The sequence below is a fragment of the Streptomyces sp. MGP-BFMKR1 genome, from assembly GCF_057766585.1.
On sequence record NZ_CM173408.1, the window covers coordinates 6,734,682 to 6,750,382 of the forward strand.

The 15,701-nt window shown below is 73.5% G+C and carries 14 protein-coding genes and 1 riboswitch; of the genes, 7 read left to right on the plus strand and 7 right to left on the minus strand.

Going from position 1 to position 15,701, the window contains the following annotated elements; all coding sequences use genetic code 11:
• The first annotated feature begins 54 nt into the window (after positions 1-54).
• The 5 genes from qcrC (at position 55) to AC3CHW_RS26990 (ending at position 6,853) form a co-directional block, all read left to right on the plus strand.
• Positions 55-867 carry a cytochrome bc1 complex diheme cytochrome c subunit gene (gene qcrC, locus AC3CHW_RS26970; RefSeq protein WP_176161199.1) on the plus strand — a complete coding sequence of 271 codons (813 nt, stop codon included), beginning with the start codon at positions 55-57 and terminating at the stop codon, positions 865-867.
• Positions 864-1,919, plus strand: a complete 1,056-nt coding sequence (qcrA, locus tag AC3CHW_RS26975; protein WP_398607794.1) for a cytochrome bc1 complex Rieske iron-sulfur subunit — start codon at positions 864-866, stop codon at positions 1,917-1,919. The genes qcrC and qcrA overlap by 4 nt, the downstream gene beginning before the upstream one ends.
• Positions 1,916-3,544, plus strand: a complete 1,629-nt coding sequence (qcrB, locus tag AC3CHW_RS26980; RefSeq protein ID WP_176161197.1) for a cytochrome bc1 complex cytochrome b subunit — start codon at positions 1,916-1,918, stop codon at positions 3,542-3,544. Before qcrA ends, qcrB begins: the two co-directional genes overlap by 4 nt.
• 126 nt (positions 3,545-3,670) lie before the next feature.
• Positions 3,671-4,795: an anthranilate phosphoribosyltransferase gene (gene trpD / locus AC3CHW_RS26985; RefSeq protein ID WP_488468199.1), complete on the plus strand. Its 1,125-nt coding sequence runs from the start codon at positions 3,671-3,673 to the stop codon at positions 4,793-4,795.
• 224 nt (positions 4,796-5,019) lie between these two features.
• Positions 5,020-5,137, plus strand: a riboswitch (SAM riboswitch).
• 267 nt (positions 5,138-5,404) lie between these two features.
• The gene (locus tag AC3CHW_RS26990; RefSeq protein WP_488468200.1) at positions 5,405-6,853 is read left to right on the plus strand and encodes an aminotransferase class V-fold PLP-dependent enzyme; all 1,449 of its coding nucleotides are present in this window, start codon (positions 5,405-5,407) and stop codon (positions 6,851-6,853) included.
• Between the two features lie 88 nt (positions 6,854-6,941).
• On the opposite strand, the gene AC3CHW_RS26995 is transcribed toward AC3CHW_RS26990, so the two are convergent.
• The 7 genes from AC3CHW_RS26995 to AC3CHW_RS27025 all read right to left on the minus strand — a co-directional run bounded on the left by AC3CHW_RS26995 (position 6,942) and on the right by AC3CHW_RS27025 (position 13,710).
• Positions 6,942-8,348, minus strand: coding sequence for a glycerate kinase family protein (locus tag AC3CHW_RS26995; protein ID WP_488468201.1), 1,407 nt, complete (start codon positions 8,346-8,348; stop codon positions 6,942-6,944).
• 68 nt (positions 8,349-8,416) lie between these two features.
• A complete protein-coding gene (locus AC3CHW_RS27000) occupies positions 8,417-9,832 on the minus strand; it encodes an SLC13 family permease (protein ID WP_398607789.1) in 1,416 nt (471 codons plus the stop codon).
• A 143-nt stretch (positions 9,833-9,975) separates the two neighbouring features.
• Positions 9,976-10,635: a response regulator transcription factor gene (locus AC3CHW_RS27005; RefSeq protein WP_398607788.1), complete on the minus strand. Its 660-nt coding sequence runs from the start codon at positions 10,633-10,635 to the stop codon at positions 9,976-9,978.
• Positions 10,635-12,188 (minus strand): sensor histidine kinase, encoded by a 1,554-nt coding sequence (locus tag AC3CHW_RS27010; protein WP_488468202.1) that lies wholly within the window; start codon positions 12,186-12,188, stop codon positions 10,635-10,637. Before AC3CHW_RS27010 ends, AC3CHW_RS27005 begins: the two co-directional genes overlap by 1 nt.
• On the minus strand, positions 12,175-12,507 hold the full coding sequence (locus AC3CHW_RS27015; protein WP_187064196.1) for a small secreted hydrophilic protein: 333 nt from the start codon (positions 12,505-12,507) through the stop codon (positions 12,175-12,177). Before AC3CHW_RS27015 ends, AC3CHW_RS27010 begins: the two co-directional genes overlap by 14 nt.
• Positions 12,508-12,691: 184 nt before the next feature.
• Positions 12,692-12,973 (minus strand): Lrp/AsnC family transcriptional regulator, encoded by a 282-nt coding sequence (locus AC3CHW_RS27020; protein ID WP_176161189.1) that lies wholly within the window; start codon positions 12,971-12,973, stop codon positions 12,692-12,694.
• A complete protein-coding gene (locus AC3CHW_RS27025; protein ID WP_488468203.1) occupies positions 12,970-13,710 on the minus strand; it encodes a rhomboid family intramembrane serine protease in 741 nt (246 codons plus the stop codon). Before AC3CHW_RS27025 ends, AC3CHW_RS27020 begins: the two co-directional genes overlap by 4 nt.
• Before the next feature lie 290 nt (positions 13,711-14,000).
• On the opposite strand from AC3CHW_RS27025, the gene AC3CHW_RS27030 reads away from it, so the two are divergent.
• Together AC3CHW_RS27030 and AC3CHW_RS27035 are read left to right on the plus strand one after the other, a co-directional pair.
• A complete protein-coding gene (locus tag AC3CHW_RS27030; protein ID WP_398607785.1) occupies positions 14,001-14,240 on the plus strand; it encodes a hypothetical protein in 240 nt (79 codons plus the stop codon).
• 47 nt (positions 14,241-14,287) lie between these two features.
• Positions 14,288-15,685 (plus strand): NYN domain-containing protein, encoded by a 1,398-nt coding sequence (locus AC3CHW_RS27035; protein ID WP_488471180.1) that lies wholly within the window; start codon positions 14,288-14,290, stop codon positions 15,683-15,685.
• Positions 15,686-15,701 lie beyond the last annotated feature (16 nt).

Consider the following 15,701-nt stretch of genomic DNA (forward strand, 5'->3'; position numbering starts at 1 on the left):
CCCGAGACGCAGCCAAAAGCATCGACGCTGAAGATCCTGACACCGGGGTAATCCGTGAAAAAGCTCTCCGCACGACGGCGCCATCCGCTGGCGGCGCTCGTCGTCCTACTCTTCGCGCTGGCGGCCACGGGGGGGCTTTACGCCGCGTTCGCGCCGGCGGACAAGGCCAAGGCCGACGAGGCCCAGACCTCCCTCGCCATCGACGAGGGCAAGAAGCTCTACGCCGTTGGCTGCGCAAGCTGCCACGGCACCGGCGGCCAAGGCACATCTGACGGTCCGAGCCTGGTCGGCGTCGGCGCCGCCGCCGTGGACTTCCAGGTGAGCACCGGCCGCATGCCGGCCCAGCAGAACGGTGCCCAGGCCCCGAAGAAGCCCAAGGTCTACACGGCCGCCGAGACCGAGCAGCTCGCGGCGTACGTCGCCTCGCTCGGCGCCGGCCCGGAAACGCCGACCAAGAGCCAGTACAGCCTCAACGGCAAGGAGGACGCTGCCAACGGTGGGCAGCTCTTCCGTTCGAACTGTGCCCAGTGCCACAATTTCTCAGGCAAGGGTGGCGCGCTGAGCAACGGCAAGTACGCGCCCGCTCTTGACGGTGTGAGCCCGAAGCACATCTACGAGGCCATGCAGACCGGCCCGCAGAACATGCCGTCTTTCCCCGACACGGTCATGCCGGAGAAGGAAAAGAGGGACATCATCGCCTACCTGAACAAGGTCAACAGCGAGGACACCGAGAGCCCCGGTGGTTTCCAACTGGGTGGCCTCGGCCCGGTGGTCGAGGGCTTGTTCGCCTGGGTGTTCGGCCTGGGCGCTCTGGTCGCCATCACCATTTGGGTCGCAGCCCGGACCACGAAGGCCAAGAAGTCATGAGCAGCCAAGACAACTCAGAAGAGAACCTGCCACAGCAGCAGGACGACGCCGACGGCGGCGTGCTGGCGACCCGGGACAACCCGTTCGCCAACCCGGGGCTGCCGCCCCACGAGCACCGTGTGCAGGACATCGACGAGCGGGCCGCCAAGCGCTCCGAGCGCGTGGTCGCCGGGCTGTTCACGCTGTCGATGCTGTCGACGATCGGCTTCATCGCCTCGTTCGTCGCCTTCCCGGTCGACAAGATCGTCTACGTCTTCCCGATCGGGCATGTCAGCGCGCTCAACCTCTCGCTGGGCCTGACCCTCGGCCTCGCACTGTTCTGCATCGGCGCCGGCGCCATCCACTGGGCCCGCACGCTGATGACCGACGTCGAGGTGCCCGAGGAGCGGCACGACATAGAGGCCACCCCCGAGGTGCGCGAGGAGGTGCTCGCCGGGTTCCAGGACGGTGCCCGCGAGTCGGACCTCGGCCGCCGGAAGCTGGTCCGCAACACGCTGATCGGCGCGATGGCCATGGTGCCGCTGACCGGCCTGGTGCTGCTGCGTGACCTGGGCCCCATGCCGGGCACGATGCTCCGGCACACCAAGTGGGCCAAGGGCAAGATGCTCATCAACGAGAACACGCACGAGCCGCTGCGTCCCGAGGACATCGCCGTCGGTTCGTTGACGTTCGCCATGCCCGAGGGTCTGAGTGAAGAAGACCATGACTTCAACAACCAGATCGCCAAGGCGGCGCTCATGATCGTCCGGCTGCAGCCGGAGAACATCAAGGACAAGCGCGAACTGGACTGGTCGCACGAGGGCATCGTCGCGTTCTCGAAGATCTGCACGCACGTGGGCTGCCCGATCAGCCTCTACGAGCAGCAGACGCACCACGTGCTGTGCCCGTGCCACCAGTCGACCTTCGACCTGACCGACGGCGGCCGAGTCATCTTCGGCCCGGCGGGCCACGCCCTGCCGCAGCTTCGGATCACGGTCAACGACAAGGGCTACCTTGAGGCGATGGGCGACTTCGCGGAGCCCGTCGGTCCTGCCTACTGGGAGCGCGGATGAGTACTGCAACCGACACTCGGCGCAAGAAGGCTCCAGCGGGCGAGCGCGTCGCCGACTGGGCCGACAGCCGGCTGGGCATCTACAGCCTGGCCAAGGCCAACATGCGCAAGATCTTCCCCGACCACTGGTCGTTCATGTTGGGTGAGGTCTGCCTCTACAGCTTCATCATCATCATCCTCACGGGCGTCTACCTGACGATGTTCTTCAACCCCAGCATGGGGGAGGTCGTCTACGACGGTCCGTACGTCCCGATGCAGGGCATCCGGATGTCGGAGGCGTACAAGTCGACACTGGACATCAGCTTCGAGGTCCGCGGTGGTCTGCTGATCCGGCAGATCCACCACTGGGCCGCGCTGATCTTCATCGGCAGCATGTTCGTGCACATGATGCGCGTCTTCTTCACCGGTGCGTACCGCAAGCCGCGTGAGATGAACTGGGTGTTCGGCTTCCTGCTGCTGGTGCTCGGCCTCTTCACCGGCCTCACCGGCTACTCGCTGCCGGACGACCTGCTCTCCGGCACCGGTGTCCGCTTCACCCAGGGCGCCATCCTGTCGGTCCCGCTGGTCGGCACCTACCTGTCGATGTTCCTCTTCGGAGGCGAGTTCCCCGGGCACGACTTCGTCGGCCGGTTCTACTCGATCCACATCCTGTTGTTGCCCGGCATCATGCTCGGCCTGGTCGTGGCGCACCTGATCATGGTGTTCCTGCACAAGCACACCCACTGGGCCGGACCCGGCAAGACCAACACCAACGTGGTGGGCACGCCGTTCCTGCCGGTGTACATGGGCAAGGCCGGTGGCTTCTTCTTCCTGGTGTTCGGTGTCATCGCGGCCATCGCCGCCGTGGCCACCATCAACCCGGTGTGGGCGATCGGTCCCTACCGACCAGACCAGGTCTCCACCGGTGCCCAACCAGACTGGTACCTCGGCTTCGCCGAGGGGCTGATCCGAGTGATGCCTGGCTGGGAGATCAACATGTGGGGCCACACCCTCGTCCTGGGTGTGTTCATCCCGCTGGTGATCTTCCCGCTGATGCTGGTGTCCATCGCGGTGTACCCGTTCATCGAGTCCTGGGCCACCGGCGACAAGCGCCACCACCACCTGCTGGACCGCCCGCGGAACACCCCGGTCCGCACGGGCTTCGGTGTCGCCTGGTGCGTCAGCTACCTGACCATGCTGGTCGCCGGTGGCAACGACATCTGGGCCACGCACTTCCACCTGTCGATCAACGCGATCACCTGGTTCTCGCGCATCGCGTTCTTCGTCGCACCGGTCGTGGCGTTCATCGTCACCAAGCGGATCTGCCTGGGTCTGCAGCGCCGCGACAAGGAGAAGGTGCTGCACGGCCGCGAGTCGGGCATCATCAAGCGGCTGCCGCACGGCGAGTTCATCGAGGTGCACGAGCCGCTGTCGTCGGACCAGCTGCACACGCTCACGGCGCACGACCAGTACCAGCCGCTTGAGCTGGAGCCCGAGGTGGACGAGAACGGCGTGGTGCGCAAGCCCACCCGCTCCGAGAAGCTCCGCGTCAAGCTGTCGAAGGGCCTGTACGGCGAGGACAGCCAGATCGCCAAGCCCACCGTCGAGGAGTACAAGGAGATCACGAGCGGCCACGGTCACCACTGACCCCTCCTGATCACCTGCTGATCGCCACACGAGGAACCCCGTCCGATGGTTGGACGGGGTTCTTCGTCTGTTCCCGGCCCTGGATAGGCTGGCTCCACACCTCACCCACCACCAGGAGCGTGGACCATGAACGTTGTGACCCCGGCAGGCGGCGACAGCGCGACGGCCCACACCTGGCCGGGCATCCTGCGCAGCCTCCTCGCCGGACAGGACCTCGGCGCCGACGCCTCCGCCTGGGCGATGGACCGCATCATGACGGGCCAGGCCAGCGACACCCAGATCGCGGGGTTCGCGGTCGCCCTGCGGGCCAAGGGCGAGACGGTCGACGAGGTCGCCGGCATGGTCCGCACGATGTACGAGCACGCCAACCTGATCGACGTCCCCGGGCCCACCGTGGACATCGTGGGGACGGGCGGCGACGGGGCCAGGACGGTCAACATCTCCACGATGTCCTCGATCGTGGTGGCCGGCACCGGCGCCCGGGTCGTCAAGCACGGCAACCGGGCCGCCTCCTCGGCCAGCGGAGCGTCCGACGTGCTGGAGAAGCTCGGGGTCAACCTGGACCTCACGCCGGCGCGGGTGGCCGAGGTCGCCGAGCAGGCGGGCATCACCTTCTGTTTCGCCGTCAAGTTCCACCCCTCGCTGCGCCACGTGGCGGCGGCCCGCCGCGAACTGGGCATCCCCACCACGTTCAACTTCCTCGGGCCCCTCACCAATCCGGCCAAGGTCGCGGCCCAGGCCACCGGGGTCGCCGACCCGCGGATGGCGCCGATCCTGGCGGGGGTGCTCGCCGGGCGCGGCACCAGCGCGCTGGTCTTCCGTGGCGACGACGGCCTGGACGAGCTGACCACCACGGCGACCTCACGGGTGTGGGAGGTGCGCGACGGGACCGTGCGCGAGCAGAGCTTCGACCCCCGCGACGTCGGCCTGGAACTGGTCCCCGTGGAGGCCCTGCGGGGCGCTGACGCCTCGTACAACGCCGACGTGGCCCGCCGGCTGCTGGCCGGCGAGCGTGGGCCCGTACGGGACGCCGTGCTGCTCAACTCGGCGGCGGCGCTCGTCGCCCTGGACGCGTTGAGCACGACGTCGGCGGCGGAGTCGGCCGCGCGGTTCGAGGCGAGTGCTCCCGCGCCGGAGCTGCCGCCGCTCGCCGAGCGGATCGGGGCGGCGATGGGGCGCGCGGCCGAGGCCATCGACTCGGGCGCGGCCAGGCGCACGCTGGAGCGGTGGGTGGCGGCCAGCCAGGAGTAGCCGCGCGCCGCGACGGAGAGCGGGCCAGGCGGCACGGCACGTGGCGGTACAGGGCAGCACAGCGCGAGGGCGCGTCCCCGGGTGGGGGCGCGCCCTCGCGCCGCGTGCGGGGTCCGTCAACGGGCCCCGGGGTCCGGGCACGTGGCCGATTCGCTACCCCGCGCGCTGCCGGTGGGAGAGGTCGGCGGTTGCGGTGTGGGCGCGGTATGGCATGATGCTTCGCAGGTCACGAGTGACAGCGACACAGGCCCCGGCCCGCTGTCCGGCAACCCTCCGTCCGTGGCGGGGTGCCCCGGGTGATGACCAGGCCGTAGGCAGCGAGGTCTACGGCAAGCGCGGACCCCTCGCACTCGTTTCCTCGAGTGAGACATCCAGGGGTCCTGGTGGTCGAGGGAGAAGCTCCGTGAGTCAGCGAATGCGATAGGGCCGACCGGCCCCGTTCCGCACGCTCCGGTTTTCCGGACATTCCGGCCCATCCGATCCGCGCCAGCGCGCGGGCACCTCCGGGCCGTTTCCCGCACCCACCGACGGGTCAGCCGTCGGCCGTGCGTTTCCCCAAGCCCTGTTGCTTCCCTCGTGTGAAGCCCTGCCCTGCCGGGAGATCTCGCCATGTCCACGCGCCCCTTCACCGCCGCCACCGCCGCCCCGTCCGCCACCTCCGACACCGGGGTGGCGGCCGAGCCCGCCTGTGCCGCCCGGTCGGCCTCGCTGCCGCTGCCCGTGCTCGGGGCGGACGTGCGGGTGCCGTTGGTCACCGGGGGCGAGGTCAGCTACGCCGCGCTGGACTACGCCGCCAGCGCCCCCGCGCTGCGCCGGGTGTGGGAGGACGTGGCCGCGTACGCCCCGTACTACGGCAGCGTGCACCGTGGGGCGGGCTACCTCTCGCAGTTGTCCACCGACCTGTTCGAGACCAGCCGCGCTGACGTGGCCGCGTTCCTCGGCTGCCGCGCGGACGACCAGGTCGTCTTCACCCGCTCCACCACCGACTCGCTCAACCTGCTCGCCGCCGTGCTGCCCACCGGCACGCGGGTGTACGTCTTCGAGACCGAGCACCACGCCGCGCTGCTGCCCTGGGAGCGGCAGGAGGGCGTGTCGGTGACCTACCTCAGCGCGCCCCGTTCGCCCGCCGCTGCCGTGCGGACGCTGGAGGCGGCGCTGACGGGCCAGGCGGCCGACGGGCCCGCGCTGGTCTGCGTGACCGGCGCGTCGAACGTGACCGGCGAGCTGTGGCCGGTGCGCGAGTTGGCGGCGACGGCGCACGCGCACGGCGCCCGGATCGTGCTCGACGCCGCGCAGTTGGCCCCCCACCACCCGGTCGACATCGCCGAGTTGGACGTGGACTGGGTCGCGTTCTCCGGCCACAAGCTGTACGCGCCGTTCGGCTCCGGCGTGCTCGCCGGCCGCGCGGACTGGCTGCGCGCGGCCGAGCCGTACCTCGCCGGCGGCGGTGCCAGCCGCACCGTGGTGCGGGCCGCCGACGGCGGCGTGGACGTGGCCTGGCACACCACCGCCGCCCGGCACGAGGCCGGCTCGCCGAACGTGATCGGCGTGTACGCCATCGCCTCGGCGTGCCGGGCGCTGACCGAGGCCGGCTTCGACGCGCTGGTCGAGCGCGAGCAGGAACTGATCGCCGCCGTACGAGCCGGCCTCGCCGACATCCCGCAGGTGCGCGTCCTGTCGCTGTTCGGCGACGACGCGCCCCGGGTCGGGGTGCTCTCCTTCGTCGTGGACGGCTGGAACAGCTCGCACTTCGCCGCCGCGCTCTCCGCCGAGTACGGCATCGGCGTGCGGGACGGGCTGTTCTGCGCCCATCCGCTGGTGCGCACCCTGCTCGACAGCGAGGCGTCGGAGCCGGGGGAGTGCGGCGCGCCGGACCAGGCGCCCGGCGGCTCCGGCTCGCTGAACGCGATCCGGGTCAGCTTCGGCGCCGGGACGCCCGACGAGCACGTCGAGCGGTTCGTGCGGGCGGTACGGGAGTTGGTGCGCGACGGCGCCCGCTGGAGCTACCGCACCGAGGACGGCCGCTGCGTGCCGGACCGCGGGGCGGCGGCGCACTGACCCGTGGCGTCGTAGCGCCGTAGCCCCCGCGCGTCGCCGCGCTCCCGCCACGGGCCGGCGGCGGGCGGGGCTCAGCACCGTGCGGGGCTCAGCGCGGTGCGGCGGGCGGTCCGGGCAGCGGCACGAGCTGCCCGGGGCCCGGGGGCGGAGTCGGCGCCGGTGCCGGAGGCGCGAAGCGGCCCGGGGCGCCGGCGAGTCGGGTGCCGATGAGGATCATCCGCAGGGCCGCCTCCGCCGCGTCCGCGAGGAACTCCCGGCCCCGCCCCAGGGCCTCGGCGAGCGCCACGGGCCCGGGCAGGATGCCGTGGTAGGCGTCGACCCCGGCGCCGCGCACCTCCCGCGCGCCCTCGCCGATGGTGCCCGCGAGGGCGAGGACCGGTCTGCCGTGGGCCTTGGCGCGGCGCGCCACCTCGGCCGGGATCTTGCCCCGGGTCGTCTGCCGGTCCAGCGCGCCCTCGGCCGTGACGACGAGGTCGGCGCGGGCCAACCGGGCGTCGAGGTCCAGGCCGTCGAGGAGGACGTCGAAGCGGGGCAACAGCCGCGCGCCGAGCGCCGCAAGCCCGGCGCCCAGCCCTCCGGACGCGCCGGTGCCGGGCCCGTGGCGCAGGTCGACGCCGCCGGCGGCCGAGGGCAACGGGGCCAGGGCGGGCGCCGCGCCGGACGTGGCGTGCGCCGGCGCGGGGGCGGCGCACGGCGGCGGGCCCGGTGTGGGGGAGGCGAGCGCGACGGCGGGGCCGCACACGTCGCGCGCGAGGATCAGGGCCCAGCGTTCGAGCGCCGCCGACAACTCCTCGACCTGGGCCGGGCTCGCGCCCTTCTGCGGCCCGAAGACGCGGGCCACGCCCTGCGGTCCGCACAGCACGTTGAACGGGTTGCAGGCGACCAGGAGTTCGGTGTCGGCCAGCCGGGGGTCGAGCCGGGACCGGTCGACGCGGGCGAGGCGGGCCAGGGCCCGGCCGCCGGGCGGGAGTTCGCGACCGTCCGCGTCGAGCAGCCGGGCGCCGAGGGCCTGGAGCGCGCCCGCTCCGCCGTCGGACGTGCCCGAATCGCCGCAGCCGACGAGGATACGGCGCGCGCCGAAGTCCAGGGCGGCGCGGATGAGTTCGCCGACGCCTCGGGTGGTGGTGGCGCCGGGGTCGCGCTGGTCCGGCGGCACCAGGGACAGCCCGGCGACGGCGGCCATCTCGACCGCCGCGGCGCGCCCCCCGGCCGCGCCGCGCGCGCCGGGGCCGAGCAGCGCGAAGTGGGTGGGGACCGCGACGCCGGTCGGGCCGGTGGCGGTGAGGTGGTGCAGGGCGCCACCGGTCGCGGCGGCCAGCGCCTCGGCGGTTCCCTCGCCGCCGTCCACCAGCGGTATCAGGTCGGTGTCGGCGTCGGGCACCACGCGCTGGAGCCCCTCGGCGATGGCCTCGGCGGCCTCGCGGGCGGACAGCGACTCCTTGAACCCGCTGGGGGCCACGGCGAAGCGCAGGGGGCGGGGTGCGGGGGCGTTCATGGTGCTCCGTGGATCCGTAGGGGTGAGGGGTGGGTGGCGGTCCGGCGGTGGGGGCCGGCGTCGGCGGGTCACAGCGGTACGCCGAGCAGGGGCCAGACGCCCAGCGCGAACAGCCACACCAGGGCGGCCGTCAGCGGGGCCAGGACCAGGGAGAGGCGCAACAGGTCGCGCGGCGCGTACGTGGGGGTGTCGTCCGGCAGGTCGGCGAAGAGGGCCACGGGCTTGGCCGAGGCCGGCAGGGTGTGGCAGAAGCCGGCGGCGGCCGTGGAGGCCAGCGCGGCGGCCACCGGGTTGACCCCGGCCTCGCCGGCGGCGGCCACCACCAGCGGGACCAGCACGCTGGAGCGGGCGGAGCGGGACTGGAGCGCGAGGTGGGCCGCCGTGCTGAGGGCGATGACCACGCCCAGGAACAGCCAGGGCGGCACGCCCCCGCCGGGCAGGCCCGAGACGAGCCAGCGGGCCGCGCCGGAGACGGAGAGCGCGATGCCCATCGCCATCGTGGCCGCCATGAACAGCAGTAGCGACCACGGGACGGTGCTCAGCGCGTCCTTGAGCCGCACCGTGCCGAGCGCCGGCGAGGCGGCCACCAGCGCGCCGATCAGCGCGACCACGGCCGGCGGCACCTGGTGCAGGGGTTCGCTGCACCACAGCAGGACGACGGTGCCGAGCAGCAGCGCGCAGCGGGCCTCCGCGGCGGTCAGCGGCCCGGTCACCGGGTGCGGGGTGTGCTCCTGGAGCTGCTCGGCGGTGATGCGTACGGGCCCCTCGCGGTCGGCCCGCCGGGTCATGGTCAGCAGCACCACCTCGGCCGCCAGGTGCGAGGAGGCGATGGCCAGCGGCAGCCCGAGCAGCAGCCAGCGGGCGAAGCCGATGTCCTCGCCGGTCGACTCCCACAGCACCGAGACGGTGATCAGGTGCGCCCCGGCGCCGATCAGCGTGGCCACCGCGGAGAGCAGGATGACGGTGGGGAACAGCAGCGCCAGCATCACCACCAGCCGCGCCCGGTCGGCCAGCACCCGCGCCAGCGCCAGGAACACCGGCAGCGCGAGCGCCGCCCGCCCGGAGGTGGCCGGGACGGCGAAGGCGGTGGCCACCAAGGCGGCCGTGGTGAGGTGGACGAGCTGGCGTACGCTGCCCGCCCCGCTCACCAGGAACGCCGCGGCCCGGCCGGCGAGCCCGCTGCGGCCCACGGCGGCGGCGAGGACGAAGGCGCAGATCAGCAGCCACACGGTGGCGTCGCCCAGGGTGCCGAACAGCGTCTCGCTGCTGATCACGCCGGTCGCGGTGAGCGCCAGGCCCGCGCCGAGCGCGACGTAGGTGTCGTCGATCGGGGTGGCGATCCAGGCGCAGGTGGCGAGGGCGAAGACGGCCAGGGTGAGCCTGGCGTCGGTGGCCAGCCCCGGCAGGGTGCCGGGCACGGCCAGTACGGCGCACGCGCTGAGGGCGGCGCACCAGGCGGCGGCCTGCCGGTGGGTGAGGGTCACGCCGTCAGTCTTGGCGCCGCCGGTGAGCCGCCGATGAGCGCTCGATGAGGAGAACTTCATCCCGCCGGCGGCGCCCGCGACGCCCTGCGGCTTGCCTCCCGACACCCGTGCCGGTGCGGGACGCGCCCGCGCGGGCGCCCGGCTCAGGGCAGTCGGTAGCCCATGCCCCGCACGGTCTCCACCCGGCCCGCGCCCAGCTTCTTGCGCAGCGCCCGCACGTAGACGTCCACGATGTTGGAGCCGGGGTCGAAGTCGTACCCCCACACGTGGGAGAGGATCTGCTCGCGCGTAAGGACCTGGCCCGGGTGGCGCAGGAACAGTTCGAGCAGCACGAACTCACGCGCCGTCAGGTCGACGGAGGTCTGCCCCGCGCGGGCCCTGCGGGTGCGCAGGTCGAGGCTGAGGTCGCCGCTGCGCAGCACGGTCACCTCGGGGGCGCGGGCGGCCGTGCGCAGCCGCAGCCGCACCCGGGCCAGCAACTCCTCGAAGCGGAACGGCTTGGTCATCCAGTCGTCCGCGCCGCCCTCCAGGCCGGCCACCGTGTCCCGTACGGAGTCGCGCGCGGTCAGGACGATCACCGGTGTCGAGACCCGGTCCTCACGCAGCCCGCGCAGCACCGTGAAGCCGTCCTGGCCGGGCAGGCCGATGTCGAGGATGATCAGGTCGAAGCCGCCGGTGCGGGCGTAGTCGGCCGCGGTGTCGCCGTCGGCCGCGATGGTGGTGGTGAAGCCGCTCGCGCGCAGGCCCTTCTCGACGAAGGCGGCGATGCGCTCCTCGTCCTCGGCGATCAGAATGCGCTTCATCAGGTGGTGTCCTCCAGCAGCAGGGCGAAGGTGGCGCCGGCGCCGTCCCCGGGCGCGGCCGGGCACGGGCGCGGCGCGGTGGCGGGGCCGGTCGTCGGGGCGGTGGCGGCGGGGGCGTGCCAGTCGCCGGGCCGCAGCTCCACGCGGCCCCGGTGGCCCTCGGCGATGGCCTTGACGATCGACAGGCCGAGGCCGGCGCCGCCGCCGTGCGTGTCGGTGGCCGCCCCCGGGCCGCGGGCGCCGCGCCGCGCGGTGCCGCGACGGAACCTCTCGAAGATCAACTCGGCGTCCTCGGGCCGCACGCCGGGCCCGGTGTCGCTCACGTACAGCTCCACCAGGCCGGGGGCGCGCCGGGAGCCGATGCGGATGCGCTGGCCGACGGCGGTGTGCTGCACGGCGTTCTGCGCGAGCTGCACCATGGCCTGGGTGATGCGCTGGGCGTCGAGCAGCGCCTCGCCCTCGGCGACCTCGGCCAGCTCCCAGCGGCGCTCGCCGAGCGTGCGGGCCTTGACGAAGACGTCGGCGGTCAGCTCGGCGAGCTGCACCGGGGCGGGCGCGACGAAGTCCGGGCGCTCGGCCTTGGCCAGCAGGAGCAGGTCCTCCACGATGCGGCTCATCCGGTCCAGCTCGTCGGTGACCAGGCGCACGGTCTCCTCGCGCTCGGCCGCCCCGTCCGGGCCGGTGTTCATGAGTTCCAGGTGGCCGCGCACGATGGTGATGGGCGTGCGCAGCTCGTGGCCGGCGTCGTCCACGAACTGGCGCTGGGCGCCGAACGCCCGCTCCAGGCGGTCCAGCATCGCGTTGAATGTCTCGGCGAGCGCCGAGATGTCGTCGCGGCCCCGCACCGGGATGCGCCGGGTCAGGTCCTGCTCGGTGAGCTGCGCCGCGGTGGTGCGCACCAGGCGTACGGGGGCGAGGATGCGGCCGGCGACGACCCAGCCGATGCCGCAGGTCATCAGCAGCGCGACACCCGAGATGGCCAGCAGGATCCGGAACACCTCGCCCGCCCGCGCCGTTTCGCGATCCGCGTGGAAGGCGACCACGAAGGTGCCCTCGGGGCCCGCGCCGCCCGGCCGGATGGCGACCTTGGCCCAGCGCACCTCGCCCTCGTCCCGGTCGAGGGTGCCGGTGTGCCGCTCGGAGCGGGCGATGGCGGCCAGCGCCCGGTCGTCCCGGTACAACGGCAGCCGCACGGGGATGTCGCGCTTCTGCCGGACCACCGACGGCGGCTTCGCGTCGTGCACCAGGCCGAGCAGTTCCTCGTACGGGTCGGCGTACTGCCGCTCCAGGAAGACCTTGAGCAGCCGGCGCGGCTCGGTGAACGGGGCGCCGGTGCGCGGGTCCTGGCCGCGCTCGACGAAGTTGGCGAACTCGCCGGCCTCCTGCGCGAGGAGTTCCGTCGTGCGCTGGTCGACGTCGCGCAGCAGGATCGAGCGGGTGGTGGTGGCGACGGCGGCCAGCGCGACGGCCATCACCAGGAGCAGCCACAGCAGGATCCGTACCCGGGCCGAGATCCGGCGCCCCGGCGCGGGGGGCGCGTCAGCCGTCGTCACCGGGTCCGTCGTCGCCCGCGTCGTCGTCGTGCTCGGTGGTGTCGTCTGCGGTGTCATCGGCCATACCGTCGGTCGCTGGCGGTGGGGGTACGGCCTCGTGGCTCGGGGAGGCGGGCCGGTCGGACGCCGGGGGCGGCCCGGTGGGCGTGGCGTCCGGCGGGGCGCTCGGGTCGGGCGCCGGGGTGCCGGATTCGAGCTCGACCTTGGAGGGGGCCTTGGGCGAGTCGGGGCTGTCGGTCAGCAGGTAGCTCGTGACGGCTATGCCGAGCGGGATCGCGACGACGGCCGTGAGGGTGGCGAGCCGGTGGGAGAGGGCCATGTGCCCACGGTGTCCCGCCGACCCGCTGGCCGCGATGAAGACACCATGAGGACTTCTTCATCTTCGCTGGTCGCGCGGTGCGCCGACGGCGCGGACGGGCCGCCGCGCGAGCGGGCCCGCGGGCCGGCCGTACCGCGCGCGGCGGCCCGCGCCGGCTCCGCGCGCGCCCGCCGCGCGGCCTTCGTTACGCGTCGAGCCCGATCGCGAACGCCGCCTCCAGGTCGTGCTGCGAGTACGTGCGGAAGGCGATGTGCGTCTCCGTGGACGCCACGCCGGGCACCTTGCTGATCTGGCCGGGGATGACGTCGGCGAGGTCGTCGTGCCGGGCCACCCGCACCATGGCGATCAGGTTGTGCGCGCCGGTGACCGAGTAGACCTCGCTCACCCCCTCCAGGGCGGCGATCTTCTCGGCGACCTCGGGGATCTGGTCCACGCTGGTCTTGATGAGCACGATTGACGTGATCACGGCTGGCTGTCTCCCTCGGTGGCCTGAACGGGCTCTTTCACTCTAGCCGGCGGCCCGGAACCCGCCCCGGGGCCCGTCCGCCCACGCCAGCGGAGCAGGGCGTACAGGAACCCGACGCCGAAGCCGATCAGATGGGCGAGGTAGGCCACGCCGGGGCGGGGGCCGCTGTGCCGGGCCGCCAGCCACTGGAGCGCGCACCACAGCGGCAGCACGAGCCAGGCGGGGAAGCGCAGCGGCAGGAAGAACAGGAAGGGGAAGAGGCTGGTGACCCGGGCCCGCGGCAGCAGGAAGAGGAAGGCGCCGAGCACCCCGGAGATCGCCCCGGACGCCCCGACCAGCGGCTGCGTGGAGTCCGCGTGCGCCACGGCGAAGCCGACCAGCGCCAGGTAGCCGGCGGCCAGGTAGCAGGCCAGGAACCGCAGCCGCCCCATCCGGGCCTCGGCCAGCGAGCCGAAGACCTGGAGGAAGAGCATGTTGCCCAGCAGGTGGAGCCAGGTGCCGTGGACGAACAGCGCGGTCAGCGGGGTCAGGGCGGCGCGGGCGGGGCCGGCCCACAGCTCGGCGGGGACCACGCCCCACCGGGCGAAGTGGTCCTGCCGCGCGCGCAGGAGTTCGGTGCGGTCCCCGTCCGGGGGAGCGAGCCCGGCGGCGGGGCTGAGGAGGAAGAGCAGACAGCAGGCGGCGATGAGCGCATATGTCACCAGAGGGCCGTCGGACGCCGTCGCCTTCTTGAACATGTCCGGATCATCCCGTACCACACGGAACCCCGCAGATCCCCGCACCCGCCGCGGGTGCCGCCGGGGCCCCCACCCGGCGACCGTCAGGCCGTAGGGTTACGCCCAGCACTCCCGCAGTCCGACGGCGCACCGCGGAGGGGCCCGGGCCCTCCCGGGGGCAGGTGGCAGCCGTGTGCGGCGTACCGCGCTCGGTGCGACGCGCGTGGTCGCGGCGTACCGGGTGCACCAGGCCGGGCGGAAGGCCGCGTGGACCGCGAACGAATGCGAACGAAGACGTGAAGGACGACACGATGGCCGCTCCCCAGCCCACAGCCGAGACCCGCTGGCGCTGCACCCTGTGCGGAAACCTCACCCGTTTCGACGTGACGCGCTCGACCAAGGCCGTCGAGTACGTGCACCTGGACCTGGCCGGGGAGCCCAGCACCGAGGAGCGCAAGGTGGTCAGTGAGACCATTGAGTCGGTGCGCTGCCGCTGGTGCAACGCGGTCGACCAGATCGAGCTCGTCGACCGCCCGGGCGCGAGCGCCTGAGAACGGAGCGGTGACAGGTGGTGGAGCGGACGAGCGGCCCGGACGCCGTGGACGGCGCCGACGGAGCTGACGGCGTCGCGGGTGCCGTCGGCCCCGAAGGGCTCGACGGGCCCGACGGCGGCACCGGCGAGGCCGCCGAGGCGCTCGACCGCCCGCTACCCGAGGGGGTCAGGCACCGGGTGGTGGCCCTGGTCGCCGACGCCTTCGGTGCCCTGACCGTCGGCGAGCTGCCGCCCCAGTTGCGGCAGTACGCCCGCTTCACCCCGACCCGACGGGCCAAGTTCGCGGGCAACGCCATGGCCGCCGCCATCGCCACCGCCCCCGCCTTCCGACAGCGGATCGCCGCCCGGCTGCGCGAGACGCAGCCCGAGCTGGCCGAGACCATCGAGGCCGGCTCGCCGCCCGCCGCGGCCGACCCGGTGGACGTCGCGGCCCTGGCGTACGTGCTGCGCCCCACCGGCTGGGTCAAGCTCGTCGAGGCCGCGGGCGAGGAGGCCCAGCGCGCCAACGCGGAACGCGCCGGCGCGCGCGCCCTGGACGAGATGCGCCGGCTGCGCGAGGAGCTGGACCAGGTACGCACGGCCGCGCGCGGCGACGCCGAGCGCTCGCGCGCGGAACTGGAGGCGGCCCGCAAAGAGGCCGACGTGCTCCAGCGCAAGCTGCGCAGCGCGCTCAGCGACGTACGCCGGGGCGAGGCTGCGCTGCGCAAGTCCGCGAGCGAACTGGAGGCGCAGCGCGCCGCCGCGGCGGCCGAGCGGGCCAGGACCGAGGGGGAGGCGCGGCGGCTCAAGACGCGGCTCGCCGAGACCGAGGCGGCGCTTGAGGCCAGCCGCCGCGCGGTGCGCGAGGGGCGCAGCGTGGAGGACATGCGGCTGCGGCTGCTGCTCGACACGATGCTGGACGCCGCGCAGGGGCTGCGCCGCGAACTGGCGCTGCCGCCCGCGTCGATGCGTCCGGCCGACACCGTGGAAGCCGTCGAGCCCGGCAAGATGACGCCCAAGGACATCGCCACCCGCGCGCTGTCCGACATGGACCCGGCGCTCCTGGACCAACTCCTGGCCCTGCCGCAGGCCCACCTGGTGGTCGACGGCTACAACGTGACCAAGACCGGCTATCCGACGATGCCGTTGGAGAAGCAGCGGTTGCGGCTGCTCGGCGGGCTCGCGGTGCTCGCCGCCCAGACCGGCGCGGAGATGACCTGCGTCTTCGACGGGGCCGAGCTGGCCGCCCCGGTGCTGCTCGCGCCGCCGCGCGGGGTGCGGGTGATGTTCAGCAAGCCCGGCGTGACGGCGGACGAGTTGATCCGGCAACTGGTGCGGGCCGAGCCGCCGGGCCGTCCCGTCGTGGTGGTCTCCACCGACCGCGAGGTGGCGGACGGCGTCGCCAAGGCCGGGGCCCGCCCGGTGGCCTCCGCCCTGCTCCTCAAGCGCCTCGCCCGCACCTGAGGCCCCGCCCGCGTCC

What these genes read in the sequence shown, in the direction of transcription:
- trpD (WP_488468199.1), top strand. Translation starts at nt 3,671, where the DNA reads ATGAACGTTGTGACCCCGGCAGGCGGCGACAGCGCGACGGCCCACACC.
- AC3CHW_RS27030 (WP_398607785.1), top strand. Translation starts at nt 14,001, where the DNA reads ATGGCCGCTCCCCAGCCCACAGCCGAGACCCGCTGGCGCTGCACCCTG.
- AC3CHW_RS27015 (WP_187064196.1), bottom strand. Translation starts at nt 12,507, where the DNA reads ATGGCCCTCTCCCACCGGCTCGCCACCCTCACGGCCGTCGTCGCGATC.
- AC3CHW_RS26990 (WP_488468200.1), top strand. Translation starts at nt 5,405, where the DNA reads ATGTCCACGCGCCCCTTCACCGCCGCCACCGCCGCCCCGTCCGCCACC.
- AC3CHW_RS26995 (WP_488468201.1), bottom strand. Translation starts at nt 8,348, where the DNA reads ATGAACGCCCCCGCACCCCGCCCCCTGCGCTTCGCCGTGGCCCCCAGC.
- qcrA (WP_398607794.1), top strand. Translation starts at nt 864, where the DNA reads ATGAGCAGCCAAGACAACTCAGAAGAGAACCTGCCACAGCAGCAGGAC.
- qcrB (WP_176161197.1), top strand. Translation starts at nt 1,916, where the DNA reads ATGAGTACTGCAACCGACACTCGGCGCAAGAAGGCTCCAGCGGGCGAG.
- AC3CHW_RS27025 (WP_488468203.1), bottom strand. Translation starts at nt 13,710, where the DNA reads ATGTTCAAGAAGGCGACGGCGTCCGACGGCCCTCTGGTGACATATGCG.
- AC3CHW_RS27005 (WP_398607788.1), bottom strand. Translation starts at nt 10,635, where the DNA reads ATGAAGCGCATTCTGATCGCCGAGGACGAGGAGCGCATCGCCGCCTTC.